Genomic DNA, 17,800 nt, shown 5'->3' on the forward strand with positions numbered 1-17,800 from the left:
AACCGCGCGAAACTGCACTAAAAAACTCAGGGAGTTCACAATCCGATGATTTGCCACGGCCAGCCGGGTGGAAGACCCGCATGACAGCGTTACTGTCCGTTCGGGATCTCAGCATTGGTTTTGGCGCGGGCCAGCCCGTTGTTCAAAATGTCAACTTTGATGTCGAACCGGGACAGACGCTTGCCTTGGTAGGCGAATCCGGATCGGGCAAAACCATCTCGTGCCGGGCTGCGTTGCGAATCCTCCCGCGCACGGCGCAGATTCGCAGCGGTACGATTACCCTGAACGATTCAAAAGGTACGGCCGAACTGACGACCATCAGCGAACGGCAGATGCGCGAAATACGCGGCAATCGGATTTCGATGATCTTTCAGGAGCCGATGCGGTCTCTGTCCCCGCTGCACAAGATCGGCAATCAGGTCAGCGAGGTTCTTTGGCTGCACCGAAACGCGTCCGAGGCCGATGCCCGCAAAGAGGTTCTGACCCAGTTCGAGCGGGTGGGCTTTCCCGACCCTGCGCGTGCTTATGACTCGTATCCGTTCGAATTGTCCGGCGGCATGCGGCAGCGGGCGATGATCGCGATGGCGATGGTGGCCAAGCCCGAACTGCTGATCGCAGACGAGCCGACGACAGCACTGGACGTTACGACACAGGCGCAGGTGCTTGGGCTGATCAAGGAACTGCAGCGCGAAACCGGCATGGCGCTGATCCTGGTGACCCACGATCTTGGCGTTGTCGCCAACATGGCCGAGCAGGTCGTTGTCATGCACAAGGGCCGCATCATGGAGGCCGGAGCCGCCGCGCCCATCCTGACCGATCCGGCGCATCCCTACACGCAACAGCTGTTCGACGCCGCGCCGGCGATCCCCGATCAGGACGCAGTTGGTCTGCCGATGCCTGCCGAGGATCTGATCCTGGAAATGGTGGACGTGTCCAAGACATACACGATGCGATCCAGCAAAGGGTGGAAGGCCGACAAGCTGATCCATGCTTGCCGCGGCGTTGATCTGAAACTGGCGCGCGGCAAGACATTGGCAATCGTCGGCGAAAGCGGCTCGGGCAAGACCACGGCGGCACGTATTGCGCTGGGCGCGGAACTGCCTGACACCGGCGGGCAGGTTCTGTTCCGCACATCCGCTGATGCTGAACCAATCACCGTGCACCAGATGTCCAAGGCCGAACGCACCGCTTTTCAGCGCAAGGCGCAGATGGTGTTTCAGGATCCTTACAGCTCACTCAGCCCCCGAATGCGCATTCAGGACGCGATGACCGAACCGCTTGAGATACACAGGCTGGGCACAGTGGCCGAGCAGCGCGACAAAGCCGCCGAAATGCTAAAGCGGGTCGGGTTGAACGCAGACATGCTGAAACGTTACCCGCATGCGTTTTCGGGTGGGCAGCGTCAGCGCCTGTCGATTGCGCGCGCGATGATGCTGGATCCTGCGCTGATTGTCTGTGACGAGCCAACCTCGGCGCTGGACGTTTCGGTGCAGGAACAAATTCTGACCCTGCTTGAACACCTGCAGGACAGCCTGAACCTGTCCTATCTGTTCATTTCGCACGACCTGGCCGTTGTCGCCCGTATCGCCGATGAGGTTGCGGTCATGCGTCAGGGGCTTGTCGTCGAACAAGCCCCGCCAGAGACCCTGTTCTACAACCCCCGTCATCCCTATACCAAGGCGCTGATCGCAGCGCAGCCGGAACCCGACATCAATCGCCCCATCGACCTTAAACTGGTTGCGTTGGGCGCGGGTTCGCCGGACAGTTGGGATGACGCCTTTCGTTTCTCTGACTCCGTGATACCCTCACTCACAGAGATGGAGCCCGGCCATAAGGTACGATGCCATGTTTAAGACCACTCGTCATTTCATTCTGGCCAGTTCCCTGGCCCTGCTGGGAATGCTGCCCGCCACGGCACAATCCGGCCCGGATCTGCAAGAAAGCGCGTTCTGGCAATCCGAGGTCGACCGCGGGGACCTGCCACCTGTGCAAGACCGCGTTCCAACGGACCCATTGATCGTCGATCTGACCGCAAAAGGGCGCGAAACAGGGACCCCGGGCGGTACTCTGCGCACCATGGTGACACGGTCAAAAGACATTCGACAGATGGTTGTCTACGGCTATGCGCGTCTTGTCGGCTTCAACGAAAATTATGAACTTGTCCCCGACTTGCTTGCGTCGTTCGAGAATGAGGGCAACCGCAAATTCACGCTTCGCCTGCGCGATGGCCATAAATGGTCGGACGGATCTCCGTTCACCTCCGAAGATTTCCGGTACTGGTGGGAGGATGTGGCGAATAACGAACTGCTCAGCCCTTCGGGTCCGCCTGATTTTCTTCTGGTCGAGGGCGCGCCGCCAAATGTGACGTTTCCCGACGAAAAGACCGTGGTTTTTGAATGGGATGATCCCAACCCGGATTTCCTGCAATCATTAGCGCAGGCGCGTCCACCCTTCATCTATCGGCCTTCCCGGTTTCTGAAACAGTATCACGAAAAATTCGCCGACGGCGAAGATCTGGCGGCTCAGGTCGAAGATGCGCGCGTCAAAAGCTGGGCTGCGCTGCATAACAAGCTGGATAACCTGTATAAATTCGACAACCACAAGCTGCCCACTCTGCAACCGTGGTTGAATGCAAGCTCGGGCAAGAAAATCCGCCATAGCTTTGTGCGCAATCCCTACTACCACCGCATCGACACAAATGGGGTGCAATTGCCCTATATCGACGTTGTCGAAATGGAAATTGTCGCGCCAGGGCTGGTCGCCGCCAAGGCCAATGCCGGGGAAACCGATCTGCAAGGGCGCGGGCTGGCGTTCCGTGATGCCTCGATCCTGAAAAAGGGCGAGGCAGAGGGCGACTACAAAACGCTGCTGTGGAAAACAGGAGTGGCTTCGCAAATCGCGATCTACCCCAACCTGAACTATGAAGACGAAGCTTGGCGAAACGTTTTGCGCGATGTCCGCGTGCGACGCGCGCTGTCGCTGGCGATTGACCGGCAAACGATCAATCAGGCGCTTTATTTCAAACTGGCCAAGCCGGGCGCGATGGCCGTTCTGCCTGCCTCGCCATTTTACAGCGAGGAAAACGCGCAGGCCTGGGCGCAGTTTGATACAGATCAGGCGAACGCCTTGCTGGACGAAGCCGGTCTGGACCAACGCGACAGTAACGGGGTCCGCCTGCTGCCTGACGGCCGCCCGATGGAATTGGTGATCGAAACCGCCGGTGAGCGGCAAGAGGTCGAGAACGCGCTGCAAATCATCACCGACGACTGGCGCAAGATCGGGGTCAAGCTGGTCATGCGGCCTCTGGATCGCGATATTCTGCGAAACCGGGTGTTTGCGGGTAATACCATGGCATCTGTCTGGTTCGGCTGGGATGACGGCATCCCACAGATGCACACATCGCCTGCCTATCTGGCCCCCACCGATCAGGTCTTTTTGTCCTGGCCGAAATGGGGGCAATACTACCAGACCGGCGGTGATGTCGGCGAGCCGCCCGACATGCCCGAAGCCGAACGCCTGATGACCCTTGCCCACGATTGGGAAGTGGCAACAACCGATGAAGAGCGCGCGGCAACCTGGACTGAGATGCTGAACATCCACGCGGACCAACTGTATGCGATCGGCGTTCTGAATGGCGCCCCGCAGCCCATCGTGGTTTCGAACCGTTTGCGTAACGTGCCCGAACAGGCCATGTGGGCATGGGAGCCGGGCGCGCATTTCGGCATCCACCGCCCCGACGAGTTCTTCTTCGCCGACTGATCAGGAGCAGCTAAATGGTCATGCTGCGCTACGCGGTGTATCGCTTTTTCACGATGCTGCTGACTCTGTTGGTGGTCTCGGTTCTGATCTTCGTGATCATCAACCTGCCGCCCGGCGATTACCTCAGCAACCAGATTGCAGAGCTGCAGGCCTCGGGCCAGTCAGCGGGCGTGGCTAAGGCCGAGTTTCTGCGCAAGGAATACTCGCTGGATCGATCCTTGCCGGAACAATACTTGATCTGGATGGGCTTCTGGCCCGGCCCGCACGGGTTCGAAGGGCTATTGCAGGGTAACTACGGCTGGTCCTTCGAGTTTGACCGCCCCGTGCGCGAGATCGTCGGCGAGACGCTTTGGCTGACTGTTGTCGTCAATCTGGCCGCAATCCTGTTCGTCTATGCCGTCGCCTTGCCGTTAGGCGTTATCGCAGCCGCGAAATCGCGGACCTGGATCGACTATACCTCGGCCTTTGTTGGTTACCTGGGTCTCGCCACTCCGAACTTCTTGCTGGCGTTGATCCTGTTCTACTACGGTCATCGGTATTTCAACCTTCCGATCGGCGGCTTGATGGACCCGATTTACGAAGGTGAACCGATGAGTTGGGACAAGCTCAAGTCCATTCTGATCCACCTGATCGTGCCCACCTTCGTGATCGGCACGTCCGGCGCATCCGCCATGATGCAACGCCTGCGCGCAAATATGCTGGATGAACTGGGCAAACCTTACGTGGAAACCGCCGTTGCCAAGGGCATGGCCCCGTCACGGATGCTGACGAAATACCCTCTGCGGGTCGCGTTCAACCCGTTCGTGGCCGATATCGGAAATCTGCTTCCGTCCATGGTCTCGGGGTCGGTTTTGGTCTCGGTGGTTCTAGGCTTGCAAACCATCGGCCCAACGCTGCTGACCGCGTTGAAAACCCAAGACCAGTTCCTATCCGCCTTCATCCTGATGTTCGTGGCCCTGCTGACCCTGATCGGCACCATGATCTCTGACATCCTGCTGGTCATGCTCGACCCGCGTATCCGATACGAGGGGCGAGAGGCATGACCGATAAACCCGACGGTCGCTTTGTCGACGACGCCCCGTTTGATCCCGAAGCATCGATCCAGCAACTGGAACGCGCGGATCTGGACGCTCCCAACTGGGTGCTGGTCTGGCGCAAATTCAGGACACACAAGCTGGGTCTGATCTCAGGCATCTTTCTGCTGCTGTGCTATCTGATGCTGCCTTTTGCCGGGTTCATCGCCCCTTACGGCCCGAATGACCGAAACGGAGAGCACCTCTATGCCCCACCGCAATCGGTGAACTGGTTTCACGACGGTCAGTTTGTCGGGCCTTACGTTTACCCCATCGTAGCCGAGGCCGATCTCGAGACCTTTCAGTGGAAATTCGTGCCCGACACCGAAGACCCGCGCCCGATCCGGTTCTTCTGCGAAGGGTCTGAATACAGGCTGGCCGGGCTGATCAAGTCGGATACCCACCTGTTCTGCGCCCCCGAAGGCGCGACGCTGTTCCTGTGGGGGTCAGACCGTCTGGGCCGGGATGTGTTCAGCCGTATCCTATACGGGGCACAACTTTCGCTGACGGTTGGCCTGATCGGTATCTCGGTTTCGTTCTTCCTTGGCATCCTGTTTGGATCAATGGCCGGCTATTTCGGAGGCAGAATCGACTGGACCATCAACCGCGTGATTGAAATCCTGCGATCCCTGCCCGAATTGCCCCTGTGGCTGGCCCTATCCGCCGCAGTGCCCTCGAACTGGAGCCCGGTCGCAGTGTTCTTCATCATCTCGATCATTCTCGGCATCCTCGACTGGCCAGGCCTTGCCCGATCCGTCCGCGCCAAATTCCTGTCGTTGCGCGAAGAAGAATATGTGCGCGCGGCCGAGATGATGGGCGCAAGCTCGGGCCGGGTGATCCGCAAGCACCTGCTGCCCAACTTCATGTCGCACCTCATCGCCTCGGCCACATTGTCGATACCCGCCATGATCCTTGGGGAAACCGCGCTCAGCTTCCTCGGCCTCGGCCTCAGGGCTCCGGCGGTCAGTTGGGGCGTGATGCTGAATGATGCACAGAACCTCGCGTCTATCGAGATCTATCCTTGGACGGCGATTCCAATGTTGCCGATCATTGTTATCGTGCTCGCGTTCAACTTCCTCGGCGACGGGCTGCGCGACAGCCTGGACCCCTACCAGCAATGAGCTTGCTGGCATCACTTCCTGCCGCAGACACGTTCCGGACAACCGGGACAGGAGATCGACCCAGCGTCTTTGCGGTATCGGAACTGGCCACACTCAGTTTTGCCGCTGTTGGACAGGAATTGGCACGTCTGATCACAGCACAGAACCTGTCTGCAGATACACAGGACGTTGTGGTGGATCAGCGCCTTGCGTCACTCTGGTATGGCTTTTCCTTTCAGCCAGACGGATGGGAAATGCCAAGCCTCTGGGACGCCATCGCCGGAGACTACCGGGCATCGGACGGATGGATCAGGCTGCACACAAACCTGCCGCGCCACCGGGCGGCAGCGCTTGGGGTTCTGGGAACGCGAGCCGACCGCGATGATGTCGCGCGCGCTGTACGCGACTGGTCGATCACTGAACTGGAAAGCGCGATTGTCGCAGCGGGAGGCGTCGCGGCCGCGATGCGCAGTCGGGCGGAATGGCTGGACCACCCACAAGGCCGCGCTGTTGCGCGCGATCCTCTAATCGACTGGCAATCGCCGCGCGGCGTCACGCTTAAGGATCGCCCGCAGGCAACCGCAAAGCGCCCTCTTGCTGGCCTGCGGGTTCTTGACCTGACGCGTGTTCTTGCCGGACCGGTTTCAACCCGAACGCTGGCCGGTTTCGGAGCCGATGTCCTGCGCATCGATCCGCCGGGTTGGGACGAGCCAGGCGTGATCCCCGATATCTCGCTCGGAAAGACCTGCGCCTATCTCGATCTGAAATCCGAAAGCGGGATGGATCAGCTCGAGAAACTGCTGGCGCAGGCAGATGTCTTCATCCACGGCTATCGCCCCGGCGCATTGGATGCCTTGGGGCTGACCAAGGCGAAACGCGATACGCTGGCCCCCAACAGGGTCGAAGTCACGCTCGACGCTTATGGCTGGCAGGGGCCGTGGGCCAATCGGCGCGGTTTTGACAGCTTGGTGCAAATGAGCGCGGGTATCGCCAATGCAGGGATGGATTGGGCGAAGGCTGAAAAGCCAACTCCGCTGCCGGTGCAGGCGCTGGATCACGCGACCGGATATCTGATGGCCGCCGCCGCCCTGTCGGCCTTGACCGAAGCGACCCTGAGCAACACCGTCATGACCGCGCATCTGTCGCTTGCCCGCACCGCTGAATTGCTGGCCAGCCTCGCGAAAACCAGCGCAGAAGGTAACATCACGACCACGCAACCCAGCGACTTTGCAACGGCAACCGAAACCTCTGGATGGGGTCCCGGCCAGCGGCTGAAGCCTGCTCTGAAAGTCGGAGAGGCGGACATGCGCTGGCCGCTGCCCGCGTCGAAACTTGGTACATCGCAGCCCGACTGGCCCGCACCGTGCACGTGACGCAACCGCCGCGCGGGACGCGCGGCCCGGCCCAACGCTTTGGGCCGCGTCTCGTCAGAGACGCTGTTCAAAGGGGCGGGAGACGCTAGCGGTCGTCGCCTCCGGGGCCGATATCGTCCAGATAGTCCTCGTCAATTGCAGCCTGAACCGCACCGGTCACCGCTTCGCGCTGTTTCGGCGTCAAGTCCTCGGTCTCCTTGCCATCCGCCAGACGCACCGTGACCTCGCGATGGGCAAAACGGATGCCTTCGCGGGCGAACAATTCTCGGATCTCCTGATAAACCTTCTTGCGCACCAACCATTGATCGCCCGGTTTGGTCATGAACTTGACCCGGATGATCATCGCCGAGTCCTGCATTTCAATCACACCCTGCGATTTCAGCGGCTGGATGAAGTTTTCGCCAATCACCGGATCGCTCAGCAATTCCTGCCCCAGCTTCTTGATCAGCTTGCGGACTTTCTCGACATCGGTGTCATAGGTCACTCGCAGGGGCAGTTTCATGATCACCCAGTCGCGTGAATAGTTGGTCAGAACTTTGATTTCGCCAAAGGGAATGGTGTTCAGCGCTCCCAGATGGTGGCGCAGCTGGAATGAGCGGACCGAGATTTTTTCGACCGTCCCTTTCACATCCCCGATATCGATATATTCCCCCTTGCGGAACGCGTCATCCATCAGAAAGAACGCGCCCGAGAAGATGTCACGCACCAGCGTTTGCGATCCGAAACCCACGGCCAGACCAACAACACCCGCACCCGCGAACAGTGGACTGACATTGATGCCCAGCTCCATCAGAACGATCAGGGCAATGGTCACGATCACAACCGCCAGAATGGCGCCGCGGAACAGGGGCAGCAACGTCGCCAATCGGCTTTGCCCGCCTTCGCCGCCTTCATCGCCCAATTCCGCATCTCCGCCGGCATCGTCGGCCTCTTCCGCGATTTTGCTGTCGATCCAGACGCGGAAAAAATGAAACAGGATGTACCCCATGAACAGGATTACCATCACATCCAGCGCGCGTCCGATCGGCAAGTCTTCGCTCCAGCTTGCCTGCGGGTTCCAGATGACCACAAGTGCATAGGCACCCACGACAAAGGCCAGAATACCGGCGACGCGACGCGCAAGATCCTCGTAGGTCAGGATGGAGTGGCGACGCATTTCTGCCTCGGGGGTCACAACCACCTCAGCCTCGTCCTCGGGGAAGTCAGGGTCAGGGGTTTCGGCGTTCAACTCATCAATCACGCGGCCGCGGTCAAAATACCGCTCGAGCAGATAGTTCATCGCGCCATAGGCCACGACGACCGACATGAAGATGGCGTAGCTGCTGGCCACAATCGGAATGGAGTCCTGTACCTCGAGCACAAGGTCAACGGCCAGTTTGAACCAGCTGAACACGATGTAGAGGATCAGGACCGGTGCCCAGGCAAAGGAAATGAAGCGCAGGATCCACGACACCTGATCCGGCGCCCGAGCGCCTCGTATCGCGTTGGAAATGGCCCGCGCGTTGAACAGGATCATCAGCACGTTGGCAATGGCACCGACCAGGGTCAGGCTACCGTAAACCATCGCGTAGACATTGTAGTTCAGCCCAAAATCGGCCACCCAAGTGGAAAACAGAACGACGGAAATATCGTAAGTCGCAATCGCCGAAGCCCAAAGATACAGTCGCTTGGCATCGCGATCAGAAAACGGCGGAAGGCGATACTGGCTGAGATACGGGGACAGCACCATCCGCCAAAGATCGGACACCGTTCTTGCCAAAAAATACGCGGTGAAGATTGCCGTGACGGTAAACTGGATCGAGATATCCTCAGCCTCGCCAAAGAACAGATATCCCACAATCAGCGCCATCAGCATGGCAAAAACCGTGCCTCCGATCCCCATCAGGAAGCGGAAGACGAGGAACGGCATCTTTTCGCGATAGCCTTCCGGATTTTCTTTGATCCGCGCGACCACCCAGCGTTTTGCAATCCGCTTGCCGTAGATCTCGATAGACAGCCAGCGGCCCAGAAGCAGGAACAATATGTTCCAGCCCAAAACCTCGACATAAGTCTGGATACGCCCGTCCGGGCTGGTCTGGCGCAGAATATACTGCACCTCGAACACCGAATAAGGCAGTGCCTGCAAACGCGAATTGACGGAATCCCGGAACTTCGAGAACCGCTCCTGCGCCTTCATCAGTTGCGACCCCTCGCCCATCGGGTCCGCTGACGCATCCTCCGGCGTTTCAGCGTCGCCCGAGGTCGTGACGATCTGCCCGGTGCTGTCAATGACGATGACGCTGGCACCCGCTTCGGTGGCGGATCGGATGGCTCCGGCCAGATCACTTTCCGGCTGCTCCTCTTCCGTCGTGCCCGATGTGTATCCCGGGATCAGCGAGGTTTGTGCGCCGGCACCTGTCGTCAGGGCCACCATTGCGGCCAATGCTGCCCAGGCCAAAATGGCAAGAAGATTAAGTTTCATCGTATGTTGCTTCCGGTTCCGCGTTGTCGGGCAGACTATAGAAGCGCCCGGGCAGGTTCAAATCATCCGCATTCATATCTCGGATTCGTGTTGCACCCGTGTTTGATTTGCGGGTTTCGGGAATTACGGTTTTCAATGCTTACGAATTTGAATATGTCGCCTGGAGAGTGATCAAGAACGGACTGAGACCCTGAATATTGTCATTTTGGCTACCTTCGGCCGCTGGGCCAGAGTTGGCGTCAATTCTGCCATCAAGGCGCAATGGCGAGCGCGGTTGTCAGGGTGCAAATTGCCCCTTTCGCAAATACCGGCAGACAATGTACGATAACAGGTGTAAGCGCGCGAAGTTGCACGGAAACATGGAACAGGCAGGGGCATGAGCCTAGGCGACCAAAACACAAAACCCGATCGCGCGCCGCGCATTCTGTTTTACAGCCACGATACATTCGGATTGGGGCATCTGCGCCGATCCCGCGCCCTTGCGGCGGCGTTGACGCAAGCCGATCCCAGCGCTTCGGCCCTGATCCTGACCGGTTCCCCGGTCGCGGGGCGGTTCACCTTTCCCCGGCGCGTCGATCACGTTCGCCTGCCGGGGGTTACAAAGCGGTCTGATGGATCCTATGCCTCGCAAACCATCGGCATGGGCATTGACGAGGTGACGGAGCTGCGCTCGAGCCTGATCCAGACCTCGGTCCGGCAATTTGGCCCGGATGTTCTGATTGTCGACAAAGAGCCAACAGGCTTTCGGGGCGAATTGATTCCGACGCTGGAATATCTTGAACGCGCGGGCGACACCAAACTGGTTCTCGGCCTGCGCGATGTTCTGGACGAACCCGAGGTTCTTGCCGCCGAGTGGGAGCGTAAGGACGCGCTGACTGCGACCGAACGGTTCTATCATGAAATCTGGGTCTATGGCCTGCGGTCGATCTATGATCCGACCAAGGGATTGCCGCTGAGCCCGGCAGCACAGGCGCGCATCCACTGGACCGGTTACCTGCGCCGCGATCTTGGCCCTGTCGGTGAAGCACCCGAGCAGCCCTATATTCTGATCACCCCGGGTGGCGGAGGCGATGGCAAGGCGATGGTGAACCTTGTGCTGTCAGCCTATGAAAGCGACCCGACGCTGTCACCGCGCGCCATACTGGTTTACGGCCCTTTCCTGTCGGGCGAGCTGCGCGAAGATTTCGAGACCCGCGTCGCTGCACTGAACGGGCGGGTTACCGCCGTTGGATTTGAATCGCAGATCGAAACACTGTTCGCGGGTGCGGCGGGCGTCGTCTGCATGGGGGGCTACAACACGTTTTGCGAGGTACTGTCCTTTGACAAACGCGCCGTCATCGTGCCGCGCACCACGCCTCGGCTGGAGCAATGGATCAGGGCAGCCCGCGCGCAGGATCTGGGTCTTGTCCGGATGTTGGACGAACGGCGCGGCGGTCTGACGACCGATGCCATGATACAAGCGATCCGCGATCTTCCACATCAGCCATTGCCGTCGCAAGCCATTGAAGGCGGGTTGCTGGACGGGTTGGAATATGTCGCCCACCGCATCGATGCTCTGCTGGGACCCGAACAAGAGCGCGCCACCGGATGACCCCGAAAAATCCCAAACTGGCGGTGCTGGTCAAAGGCTGGCCGCGCCTGTCCGAGACGTTCATTGCACAGGAATTGGTGGCCTTGCAGGATGCAGGCCACGACTTTGACATCTGGTCCCTGCGGCACCCGACGGATACCAAAAGGCACCCCTTGCATGACAGGTTCCGGGGGCAGGTCCACTATCTGCCGGAATACCTGTACGACGAGCCACAACGCCTTGCGGCTGCCCGACAGGTGGCAGCGCAGCTACCCGGCTATAACCAAGCCTATCAGCTTTGGCGGCAAGATCTGCGACGGGACCCAACCCATAACCGCATTCGCCGTTTCGGGCAGGCCTGCGTTCTGGCCGCCGAGCTACCTCTAGGTACGCGGGGGCTCTACGCGCATTTTATGCACACCCCGTCCTCAGTGGCGCGCTATGCCGCCATCATGCGTGGGCTACCCTGGAGCTTTTCGGCCCACGCAAAGGACATCTGGACCTCGCCCGAATGGGAAAAGCGCGAAAAACTGCGTGCGGATACCTATGGGGCCGCTTTTGGGGCGACCTGTACGGCCATCGGGGCCGACCACCTGCGCAGTCTGGCCGACGACCCGTCGCGGGTTGATCTGATCTACCACGGTCTGGACCTGTCGCGATTCCCCGACGCACCCAAGCGCGTAGCGCGGCATCCCGGGGCAGCTTTCCACATGCTCTCGGTCGGCCGCCTGGTTGAGAAAAAGGGGTTCGACCGGCTGCTGGATGCCTTCACCATGCTGCCGGAGGCGCTGGATTGGCACTGGACCCATATTGGTGGCGGCACGCTGGACAAGACATTGCGCGCGCACGCCGAGGATGCAGGACTGTCGAGGCGGATCACTTGGAAAGGGGCCTGCGATCAGCCCGAAGTCATCGCGCTGATGCGCCAGGCAGACCTGTTCGTTCTGCCCAGCCGCATCGCCTCGGACGGCGATCGCGATGGCCTGCCCAACGTATTGATGGAGGCCGCATCCCAGCGACTGGCCATTTTGTCGACACCGGTTTCTGCAATCCCCGAATTCATCAGCAATGGGACGCATGGGGTACTGTCCAGCGACGAGCCCGAATCTCTCGCCAATGCGATAGCGGATCTGGCTGATAACCCGGCTAAGGCCGCCAAAATGGCAGAGGCCGCCCATGAGCGGCTGTTGGCAGAATTCCGCATGGACCCCGGGATCGCCCGCCTGTCCCAGCGTTTGACAACCCTGTGCGCGGTGTCTGCGTGATGGCACGGGTCGCTTTCTTTGCGCCAATGAAATCCCCGTGCAGCGCCAAACCTTCGGGCGACCGGGAAATGGCGCGCAATCTGATGGCGGCAATCTCGGCAGAGGGCGATCGCGTCGAATTGGTGTCTGAATTGCGCATTTTCGACAAAACTGGGGACGCGGAAACGCAGGCACAATTGCGCGATCTGGCGCGCATCGAAACGGATCGGCTGATCCGGGATCTTGCGCCGGATACGGACCTGTGGGTCACCTATCACAACTATTATAAGGCGCCTGATCTTGTTGGCCCCGCTGTCTGCAAGGTCCGCGGCATTCCCTATGTCCAGTTCGAAAGCACCCGCGCGCTCAGCCGCCTGAACGGACCTTGGGCCGGGTTCGCGCAAGCCGCCCATGACGCTTGCGATGCTGCCAGTCTGATCTTCTACCATACCGCAAACGACCTGATCACCCTCAAGCGTGAGCGGTTCGATAATCAGGCGCTGGTCGAACTGCCGCCGTTTCTACCGACCGATACGCTTCCCGGTGCGGGTTCGACGGATGGTTCCATGCTGGCGGTCGGGATGATGCGAGAGGGGGACAAGCTGGCCTCGTACCGCATTCTCGCCGAGAGCTTGTCGCTTTTGCGCGGGGACTGGGCGCTGAACATCGCGGGTGACGGCCCTGCCCGTCCAAAGGTCGAAGCGCTGATGTTACAGTTCGATCGCAGGGTCCGATTTCTTGGACAATTGGACCGGACCGCAATGCAGCGAGTATACGAAACCTCGTCGATGCTGGTTTGGCCCGGCGTGAACGAGGCATATGGAATGGTATATCTTGAGGCGCAGGCTGCCGGATTGCCGGTTGTGGCGCAGGACCGGCCTGGTGTTCGCGATGTGCTGATGTCTGGCGACCATCCAGCGGTCGACGATGGCGCGGCCGGGATTGCCCGACGTATTCAGACATTTCTGGACGACCCGGCCCAGCGCCGGTCGACCGGCGCGCGCGCCCGTGACTATGTCGCCCAGCGCCATCTCATGCCAGCTGCGACCCGGCGATTCTGGTCCGAGGTCCGGCCTTTGGTGGGGGCAGCGGCATGACGCGTCTGGCCCTTCTGCGCCACGGGCATACCTCGTGGAACCGCGCTGGCAAAATCCAGGGCCGCAGCGACATTCCGCTGGATGACGACGCCCGAACCGAATTGGCCGGGTATCGCCTGCCCGCTGGTTGGGATCAGGCAACGCTTTGGTCCAGCCCGCTGGCGCGCGCTGTCGAAACCGCGCAATTGGTGTCGGGGCAGCCTCCTGCAACGTCGGAGGCTTTGACTGAGATGAACTGGGGCGAATGGGAAGGCAGGCACGGCAAGGATCTGATCGCAATTCCGGATAGCGGCTATTGCCATATCGAAAACTGGGGCTGGGATTTCCGTCCGCCCAAGGGCGAAAGCCCCGCCGACCTATGGGCGCGGCTTCGGCCGTGGTTGGGCGAGTTGCAGGGGGATAATGTTGCCGTGTGTCATATCGGGATCATGCGTGTCATCCTTGCGAAAGCATGGGGTTGGGAGTTTGATGGGCCCGCGCCCTTCAAAATCAAACGCAACCGATTGTTTGTGATCGATCTTGACCCGATGCAACCGCATGCCGACCCAGTTCGCCTGACCCCGCGCGAGGTCCAGCAATGAAAGTCATGATCGTCGTGACGCATCTGCTGGGCACGGGTCATCTGAGCCGCGCTCTGACGCTTGGCCGTGCATTTGCCGAGGCCGGACATCAGGTGCTGGTCGTCTCGGGCGGAATGCCCGCCCCGCAACTGAACGCGAAGGGACTGACATTGTTCGGGTTGCCACCGTTGCATTCGGATGGAACCAATTTCACCCGCCTGCTGGATCAGGCAGGGGGGGTAGCCAGTGGCGACTATCTGGCCGCCCGGTCCGACGCGCTGACAAAGACGATCACTCAGTTTCAACCTCAGGTTCTGATCACAGAACTATTTCCATTTGGCCGCCGCATTCTGACCGCCGAGTTTCACGCGGCCCTGATGGCCGCACAAGCCCTTGCCCAACGGCCGGTCATTCTGGCGTCGGTGCGCGATATACTGGCACCGCCGTCGAAACCTGCCAAGGTTGCAGCGGCGGAAGATCTGGTAGGGCAGTTTTACGATGGCGTTCTGGTTCATTCCGATCCGTCGATCATTCCGCTGAATGTCAGCTGGCCTGTTTCCGACGCCCTGGCTGAAAAGCTGCACTATACCGGTTTCGTTGCGCAACCCGCCCCTAATCCTCATCCCGAGGCGGTGGGAACAGCGGAGATTCTAGTATCGGCCGGAGGCGGCCCTGTCGGCCAGCCGATCTTTCGCGCGGCCATCGAGGCCGCCCGAAAGATGACCAACCGGCGTTGGCGCCTGTTGGTAGGCGGCCAGAACGCGCAGGCCCGCATAGACGAACTGACGGAACAGGTCGGCAGCGCGCCAGTTGTGCTGGAGCCCGTGCGGCCGGATTTCCGCCAGATGCTGCCGCTTGCGGCAGCCTCGGTCAGCATGTGCGGCTACAACACCGCGATGGACCTTCTGCAATGCGGAACTCCGGCGGTGCTGGTTCCCTTCGACGATGGTAGCGAAGTTGAACAGACCCTGCGCGCTAAAAGCCTGACCCGACAGGTGGGATTCAACACGTTGAACAGCGCTGATCTGACAGGTGAGCGTCTTGCCGAAGCCGTGGAAGCGGTGATCGCCGACGCGGCCCGCGCACCCATGGCCCAAGGCGTCGACGGCGCGCACAAGTCGGTTGAGATCGCAAGCGCGCTGGTGGAGGCCAAGGGATGATCGTCGACTGGCAACCGCTGCAAACGGAACTGATGCATTGGACGTCTGAGAATCTGACGCTGCCTCTCTGGTGGCGAGACGACGACGCGGTGACAGTCACGCCGCAACTGGACACCCTGGCCAGCATGGCTGAGGTGTTGGAAATTCCGGTTCATCTGGCCGTCATCCCGCGAGACGCGAAAACTGATCTGGCGGCTTACGTCAGGAACACCCCCTGGCTGATCCCTGTTGTCCATGGCTGGGCGCATCAGAACCACGCGCCGCCAGAAGAGAAGAAGTCCGAATTTCGACTGCATCGCCCGCTGCCTCAGATCACCTTTGACGCAGATCGCGGAATGACCCGCTTGCAGGAACTTTTCGGTGATCGGCTATGCCCGATGTTTGTGCCGCCCTGGAACCGGATCGCTCGGGAAACGGTTGATCATTTGTCGGGTCTGGGGTTCCGGTATCTGTCCACCGCCACACCGCGCAAATCCGAGTGGGCCAGTCGTGGGCTGATGCAGGTCAACACCCATCTCGACCCGATCGACTGGAAGGGAACGCGCAGCCTTGTGAACCCCGATGCTCTGATCGCGCAGACCGTTACGCTGTTGCAAAACCGCCGCTTGGGCCGGACGGACAATTCCGAGGCATTTGGCGTCTTGACCCATCACCTTGTTCACGACAAGGACATCTGGGCATTCACTCAAGCCCTGTTAGGCCGGTTGCTGGACGGCCCCGGCAAGATCTGGTCCGCACCCGAAACACTCAAGTCCCAAGGAGATCACGCATGAGCCGACTGGATTCCATGCTGCGCCGCCTGACCGCTCAACGTGACGGGCTGAACTGGGCGGCATCCCAGATCGCCGATATGGAGGGCGACGTACTGGACATGGGGCTGGGCAATGGTCGCACCTATGATCACCTGCGGGAAATCCTGCCGGGTCGCCGCATCTGGGTAATGGACCGCGTGTTGCAGTGCCATCCGGACAGCACGCCGCCTGAACAGGACTTTTTGCAGGGTGAAGCCGAGCCGATGCTGGAAAAACTGCGCGCGATGGGCTCAAAAATCGCCATGGCACACTATGATTTTGGTCGCGGCATCAAGGATCAGGACGTTGCTGAGGCGGCCCGCCTCAGCCCGTTGATCGCGCAGGTGATGAATCCGGGTGGCTTGTTGATCTCGGGTCAGCCGCTGGTCGGATTCGACCAGATCAACGGCCCCGACACGATCGCGCCCGACCGCTATCTGTTCTATCGCGCCTGATCAAAGCGGTTCAGGCAACGCGCTGCCCGCGCGACCAGACCGCATTCAAAGCCGGCACTCCGGCGCGCATGCGAAACCGGATCACATCGGCGCGCATCCCCGTGGAAAGTGCGCCCCGGTCATCCAGTCCGGCAGCCTGTGCCGGGGTTTGCGTAACAGTTCTGATCCCGCGCGCCATATCGCCCCACATCTCGCCCAGCCGTGCTGCGGACAGCAGCAACGCCGACGGGACGTAGTCGGACGACATGATATCCAGATGCCCCAGTTCGGCCAGGTCGCGCGCCGATACGTTACCGGAATGCGACCCGCCACGGATGATGTTGGGGGCACCCATCATCACCTTGATACCGTGATCGTGACACGCCCGGGCGGCCTCGACCGTGGTCGGGAACTCGGCCAGCCGAATGCCGTGCTTGGCCGAGACCTGCACCTGCTCTTCGGTGGTATCGTCATGGCTTGCCAGCACCGCCCCGAACCGGCGCGCCGCCTTGACGGTTTCAACCTCGTGCCTGTCGCCATTTCGATCCCGCAATCTTCTCAGTTGGGCAATGTGCTGCAAGAACGTGTCATCGTCCATCGCGTGTTTGCCCTTCATGTAAGCCTCCAGCTTGGTCATGTCCCGAAACTGACGCTGGCCCGGCGTGTGATCCATGATCGACACCAGCCCGACCCGGTCCTCGGGGCCGAACTCATCCAGTTCTTCGATCAGGGTTTCCGAGCACACTTCGGCGCGCAAATGCAGGAAATGGCTGATCTTCAGCGCATCCTGATCGCGCAACTGCCAAAGCTCTTGTGACAGGTTGCGCGCGTATTTCCTGTAGCGCCCCGCGCCAGAGGGGATCGACCCGACCCGCATTGCATCAAAGACCGTGGTAATGCCGGTACTCGCCAGTTCTGCATCATGGCCCAGGATCGCAGCGGCATGGGGCCAGTCGACATTGGGGCGCGGTTGAATGTGACGTTCCAAATTGTCCGTATGCAATTCGACCAGGCCAGGGCTGACATAGTCCCCCTGACAATCAATCGCACCGGTTGGCACCGATACACCCGTATCGATGGCAGTGATCGTTCCATCCCGAACACGAAGGCTGCCTGTCACAACCTCGTCGGGCAATACAAGCGTGGCATTGGCAAGGATCAAGTCTTCTGTCATCTGA

At 60.2% G+C, this 17,800-nt stretch carries 14 protein-coding genes; 12 read left to right on the forward strand and 2 right to left on the reverse strand.

The window, feature by feature from the left end:
• Nucleotides 1-80 precede the first annotated feature (80 nt).
• The 5 genes from ACR0LX_RS09215 to ACR0LX_RS09235 are packed head-to-tail and all read left to right on the forward strand — an operon-like array spanning nucleotide 81 to nucleotide 7,305.
• The gene (locus tag ACR0LX_RS09215) at nucleotides 81-1,853 is read left to right on the forward strand and encodes an ABC transporter ATP-binding protein (protein ID WP_480783436.1); all 1,773 of its coding nucleotides are present in this window, start codon (nucleotides 81-83) and stop codon (nucleotides 1,851-1,853) included.
• The gene (locus ACR0LX_RS09220) at nucleotides 1,846-3,759 is read left to right on the forward strand and encodes an ABC transporter substrate-binding protein (protein ID WP_480783437.1); all 1,914 of its coding nucleotides are present in this window, start codon (nucleotides 1,846-1,848) and stop codon (nucleotides 3,757-3,759) included. Before ACR0LX_RS09215 ends, ACR0LX_RS09220 begins: the two co-directional genes overlap by 8 nt.
• Nucleotides 3,760-3,773: 14 nt before the next feature.
• Nucleotides 3,774-4,802, forward strand: coding sequence for an ABC transporter permease (locus ACR0LX_RS09225; RefSeq protein WP_480571699.1), 1,029 nt, complete (start codon nucleotides 3,774-3,776; stop codon nucleotides 4,800-4,802).
• Nucleotides 4,799-5,953, forward strand: coding sequence for an ABC transporter permease (locus ACR0LX_RS09230; RefSeq protein WP_480571696.1), 1,155 nt, complete (start codon nucleotides 4,799-4,801; stop codon nucleotides 5,951-5,953). The genes ACR0LX_RS09225 and ACR0LX_RS09230 overlap by 4 nt, the downstream gene beginning before the upstream one ends.
• Nucleotides 5,950-7,305: a CoA transferase gene (locus tag ACR0LX_RS09235; protein WP_480783438.1), complete on the forward strand. Its 1,356-nt coding sequence runs from the start codon at nucleotides 5,950-5,952 to the stop codon at nucleotides 7,303-7,305. Before ACR0LX_RS09230 ends, ACR0LX_RS09235 begins: the two co-directional genes overlap by 4 nt.
• Nucleotides 7,306-7,390: 85 nt before the next feature.
• Here the strand turns inward: ACR0LX_RS09235 and ACR0LX_RS09240 are convergent, their stop codons facing one another.
• Nucleotides 7,391-9,766 (reverse strand): mechanosensitive ion channel domain-containing protein, encoded by a 2,376-nt coding sequence (locus ACR0LX_RS09240; RefSeq protein WP_480783439.1) that lies wholly within the window; start codon nucleotides 9,764-9,766, stop codon nucleotides 7,391-7,393.
• A gap of 376 nt (nucleotides 9,767-10,142) precedes the next feature.
• Here ACR0LX_RS09240 and ACR0LX_RS09245 point away from each other — a divergent pair, with 376 nt between their 5' ends.
• From ACR0LX_RS09245 to ACR0LX_RS09275, 7 genes are read left to right on the forward strand one after another with little or no spacing between them, the layout of a single operon-like run.
• Nucleotides 10,143-11,357: a glycosyltransferase family protein gene (locus ACR0LX_RS09245; protein ID WP_480783440.1), complete on the forward strand. Its 1,215-nt coding sequence runs from the start codon at nucleotides 10,143-10,145 to the stop codon at nucleotides 11,355-11,357.
• Nucleotides 11,354-12,601: a glycosyltransferase family 4 protein gene (locus ACR0LX_RS09250; RefSeq protein WP_480783441.1), complete on the forward strand. Its 1,248-nt coding sequence runs from the start codon at nucleotides 11,354-11,356 to the stop codon at nucleotides 12,599-12,601. The genes ACR0LX_RS09245 and ACR0LX_RS09250 overlap by 4 nt, the downstream gene beginning before the upstream one ends.
• Nucleotides 12,601-13,677, forward strand: coding sequence for a glycosyltransferase family 4 protein (locus ACR0LX_RS09255; protein WP_480783442.1), 1,077 nt, complete (start codon nucleotides 12,601-12,603; stop codon nucleotides 13,675-13,677). Before ACR0LX_RS09250 ends, ACR0LX_RS09255 begins: the two co-directional genes overlap by 1 nt.
• Entirely contained in the window at nucleotides 13,674-14,258 is a 585-nt protein-coding gene (locus tag ACR0LX_RS09260; protein WP_480783443.1) for a histidine phosphatase family protein, read from the forward strand. The genes ACR0LX_RS09255 and ACR0LX_RS09260 overlap by 4 nt, the downstream gene beginning before the upstream one ends.
• Entirely contained in the window at nucleotides 14,255-15,397 is a 1,143-nt protein-coding gene (locus tag ACR0LX_RS09265) for a glycosyltransferase family protein (protein ID WP_480783444.1), read from the forward strand. Before ACR0LX_RS09260 ends, ACR0LX_RS09265 begins: the two co-directional genes overlap by 4 nt.
• Entirely contained in the window at nucleotides 15,394-16,170 is a 777-nt protein-coding gene (locus tag ACR0LX_RS09270; protein ID WP_480783445.1) for a polysaccharide deacetylase family protein, read from the forward strand. Before ACR0LX_RS09265 ends, ACR0LX_RS09270 begins: the two co-directional genes overlap by 4 nt.
• The gene (locus tag ACR0LX_RS09275) at nucleotides 16,167-16,643 is read left to right on the forward strand and encodes a class I SAM-dependent methyltransferase (RefSeq protein WP_480783446.1); all 477 of its coding nucleotides are present in this window, start codon (nucleotides 16,167-16,169) and stop codon (nucleotides 16,641-16,643) included. Before ACR0LX_RS09270 ends, ACR0LX_RS09275 begins: the two co-directional genes overlap by 4 nt.
• A gap of 10 nt (nucleotides 16,644-16,653) precedes the next feature.
• Here the strand turns inward: ACR0LX_RS09275 and ACR0LX_RS09280 are convergent, their stop codons facing one another.
• Complete coding sequence (locus tag ACR0LX_RS09280; RefSeq protein ID WP_480783447.1) at nucleotides 16,654-17,796, reverse strand: alpha-D-ribose 1-methylphosphonate 5-triphosphate diphosphatase; 1,143 nt, start codon at nucleotides 17,794-17,796, stop codon at nucleotides 16,654-16,656.
• Between the last annotated feature and the right edge of the window lie 4 nt (nucleotides 17,797-17,800).

The sequence above is a fragment of the Ruegeria sp. CH11 genome, from assembly GCF_056537105.1.

Bases quoted from the DNA above. Each gene is read 5' to 3' on its own strand.
- ACR0LX_RS09215 (WP_480783436.1), top strand. From the start codon at position 81: ATGACAGCGTTACTGTCCGTTCGGGATCTCAGCATTGGTTTTGGCGCG.
- ACR0LX_RS09220 (WP_480783437.1), top strand. From the start codon at position 1,846: ATGTTTAAGACCACTCGTCATTTCATTCTGGCCAGTTCCCTGGCCCTG.
- ACR0LX_RS09225 (WP_480571699.1), top strand. From the start codon at position 3,774: ATGGTCATGCTGCGCTACGCGGTGTATCGCTTTTTCACGATGCTGCTG.
- ACR0LX_RS09230 (WP_480571696.1), top strand. From the start codon at position 4,799: ATGACCGATAAACCCGACGGTCGCTTTGTCGACGACGCCCCGTTTGAT.
- ACR0LX_RS09235 (WP_480783438.1), top strand. From the start codon at position 5,950: ATGAGCTTGCTGGCATCACTTCCTGCCGCAGACACGTTCCGGACAACC.
- ACR0LX_RS09240 (WP_480783439.1), bottom strand. From the start codon at position 9,766: ATGAAACTTAATCTTCTTGCCATTTTGGCCTGGGCAGCATTGGCCGCA.
- ACR0LX_RS09245 (WP_480783440.1), top strand. From the start codon at position 10,143: ATGAGCCTAGGCGACCAAAACACAAAACCCGATCGCGCGCCGCGCATT.
- ACR0LX_RS09250 (WP_480783441.1), top strand. From the start codon at position 11,354: ATGACCCCGAAAAATCCCAAACTGGCGGTGCTGGTCAAAGGCTGGCCG.
- ACR0LX_RS09255 (WP_480783442.1), top strand. From the start codon at position 12,601: ATGGCACGGGTCGCTTTCTTTGCGCCAATGAAATCCCCGTGCAGCGCC.
- ACR0LX_RS09260 (WP_480783443.1), top strand. From the start codon at position 13,674: ATGACGCGTCTGGCCCTTCTGCGCCACGGGCATACCTCGTGGAACCGC.
- ACR0LX_RS09265 (WP_480783444.1), top strand. From the start codon at position 14,255: ATGAAAGTCATGATCGTCGTGACGCATCTGCTGGGCACGGGTCATCTG.
- ACR0LX_RS09270 (WP_480783445.1), top strand. From the start codon at position 15,394: ATGATCGTCGACTGGCAACCGCTGCAAACGGAACTGATGCATTGGACG.
- ACR0LX_RS09275 (WP_480783446.1), top strand. From the start codon at position 16,167: ATGAGCCGACTGGATTCCATGCTGCGCCGCCTGACCGCTCAACGTGAC.
- ACR0LX_RS09280 (WP_480783447.1), bottom strand. From the start codon at position 17,796: ATGACAGAAGACTTGATCCTTGCCAATGCCACGCTTGTATTGCCCGAC.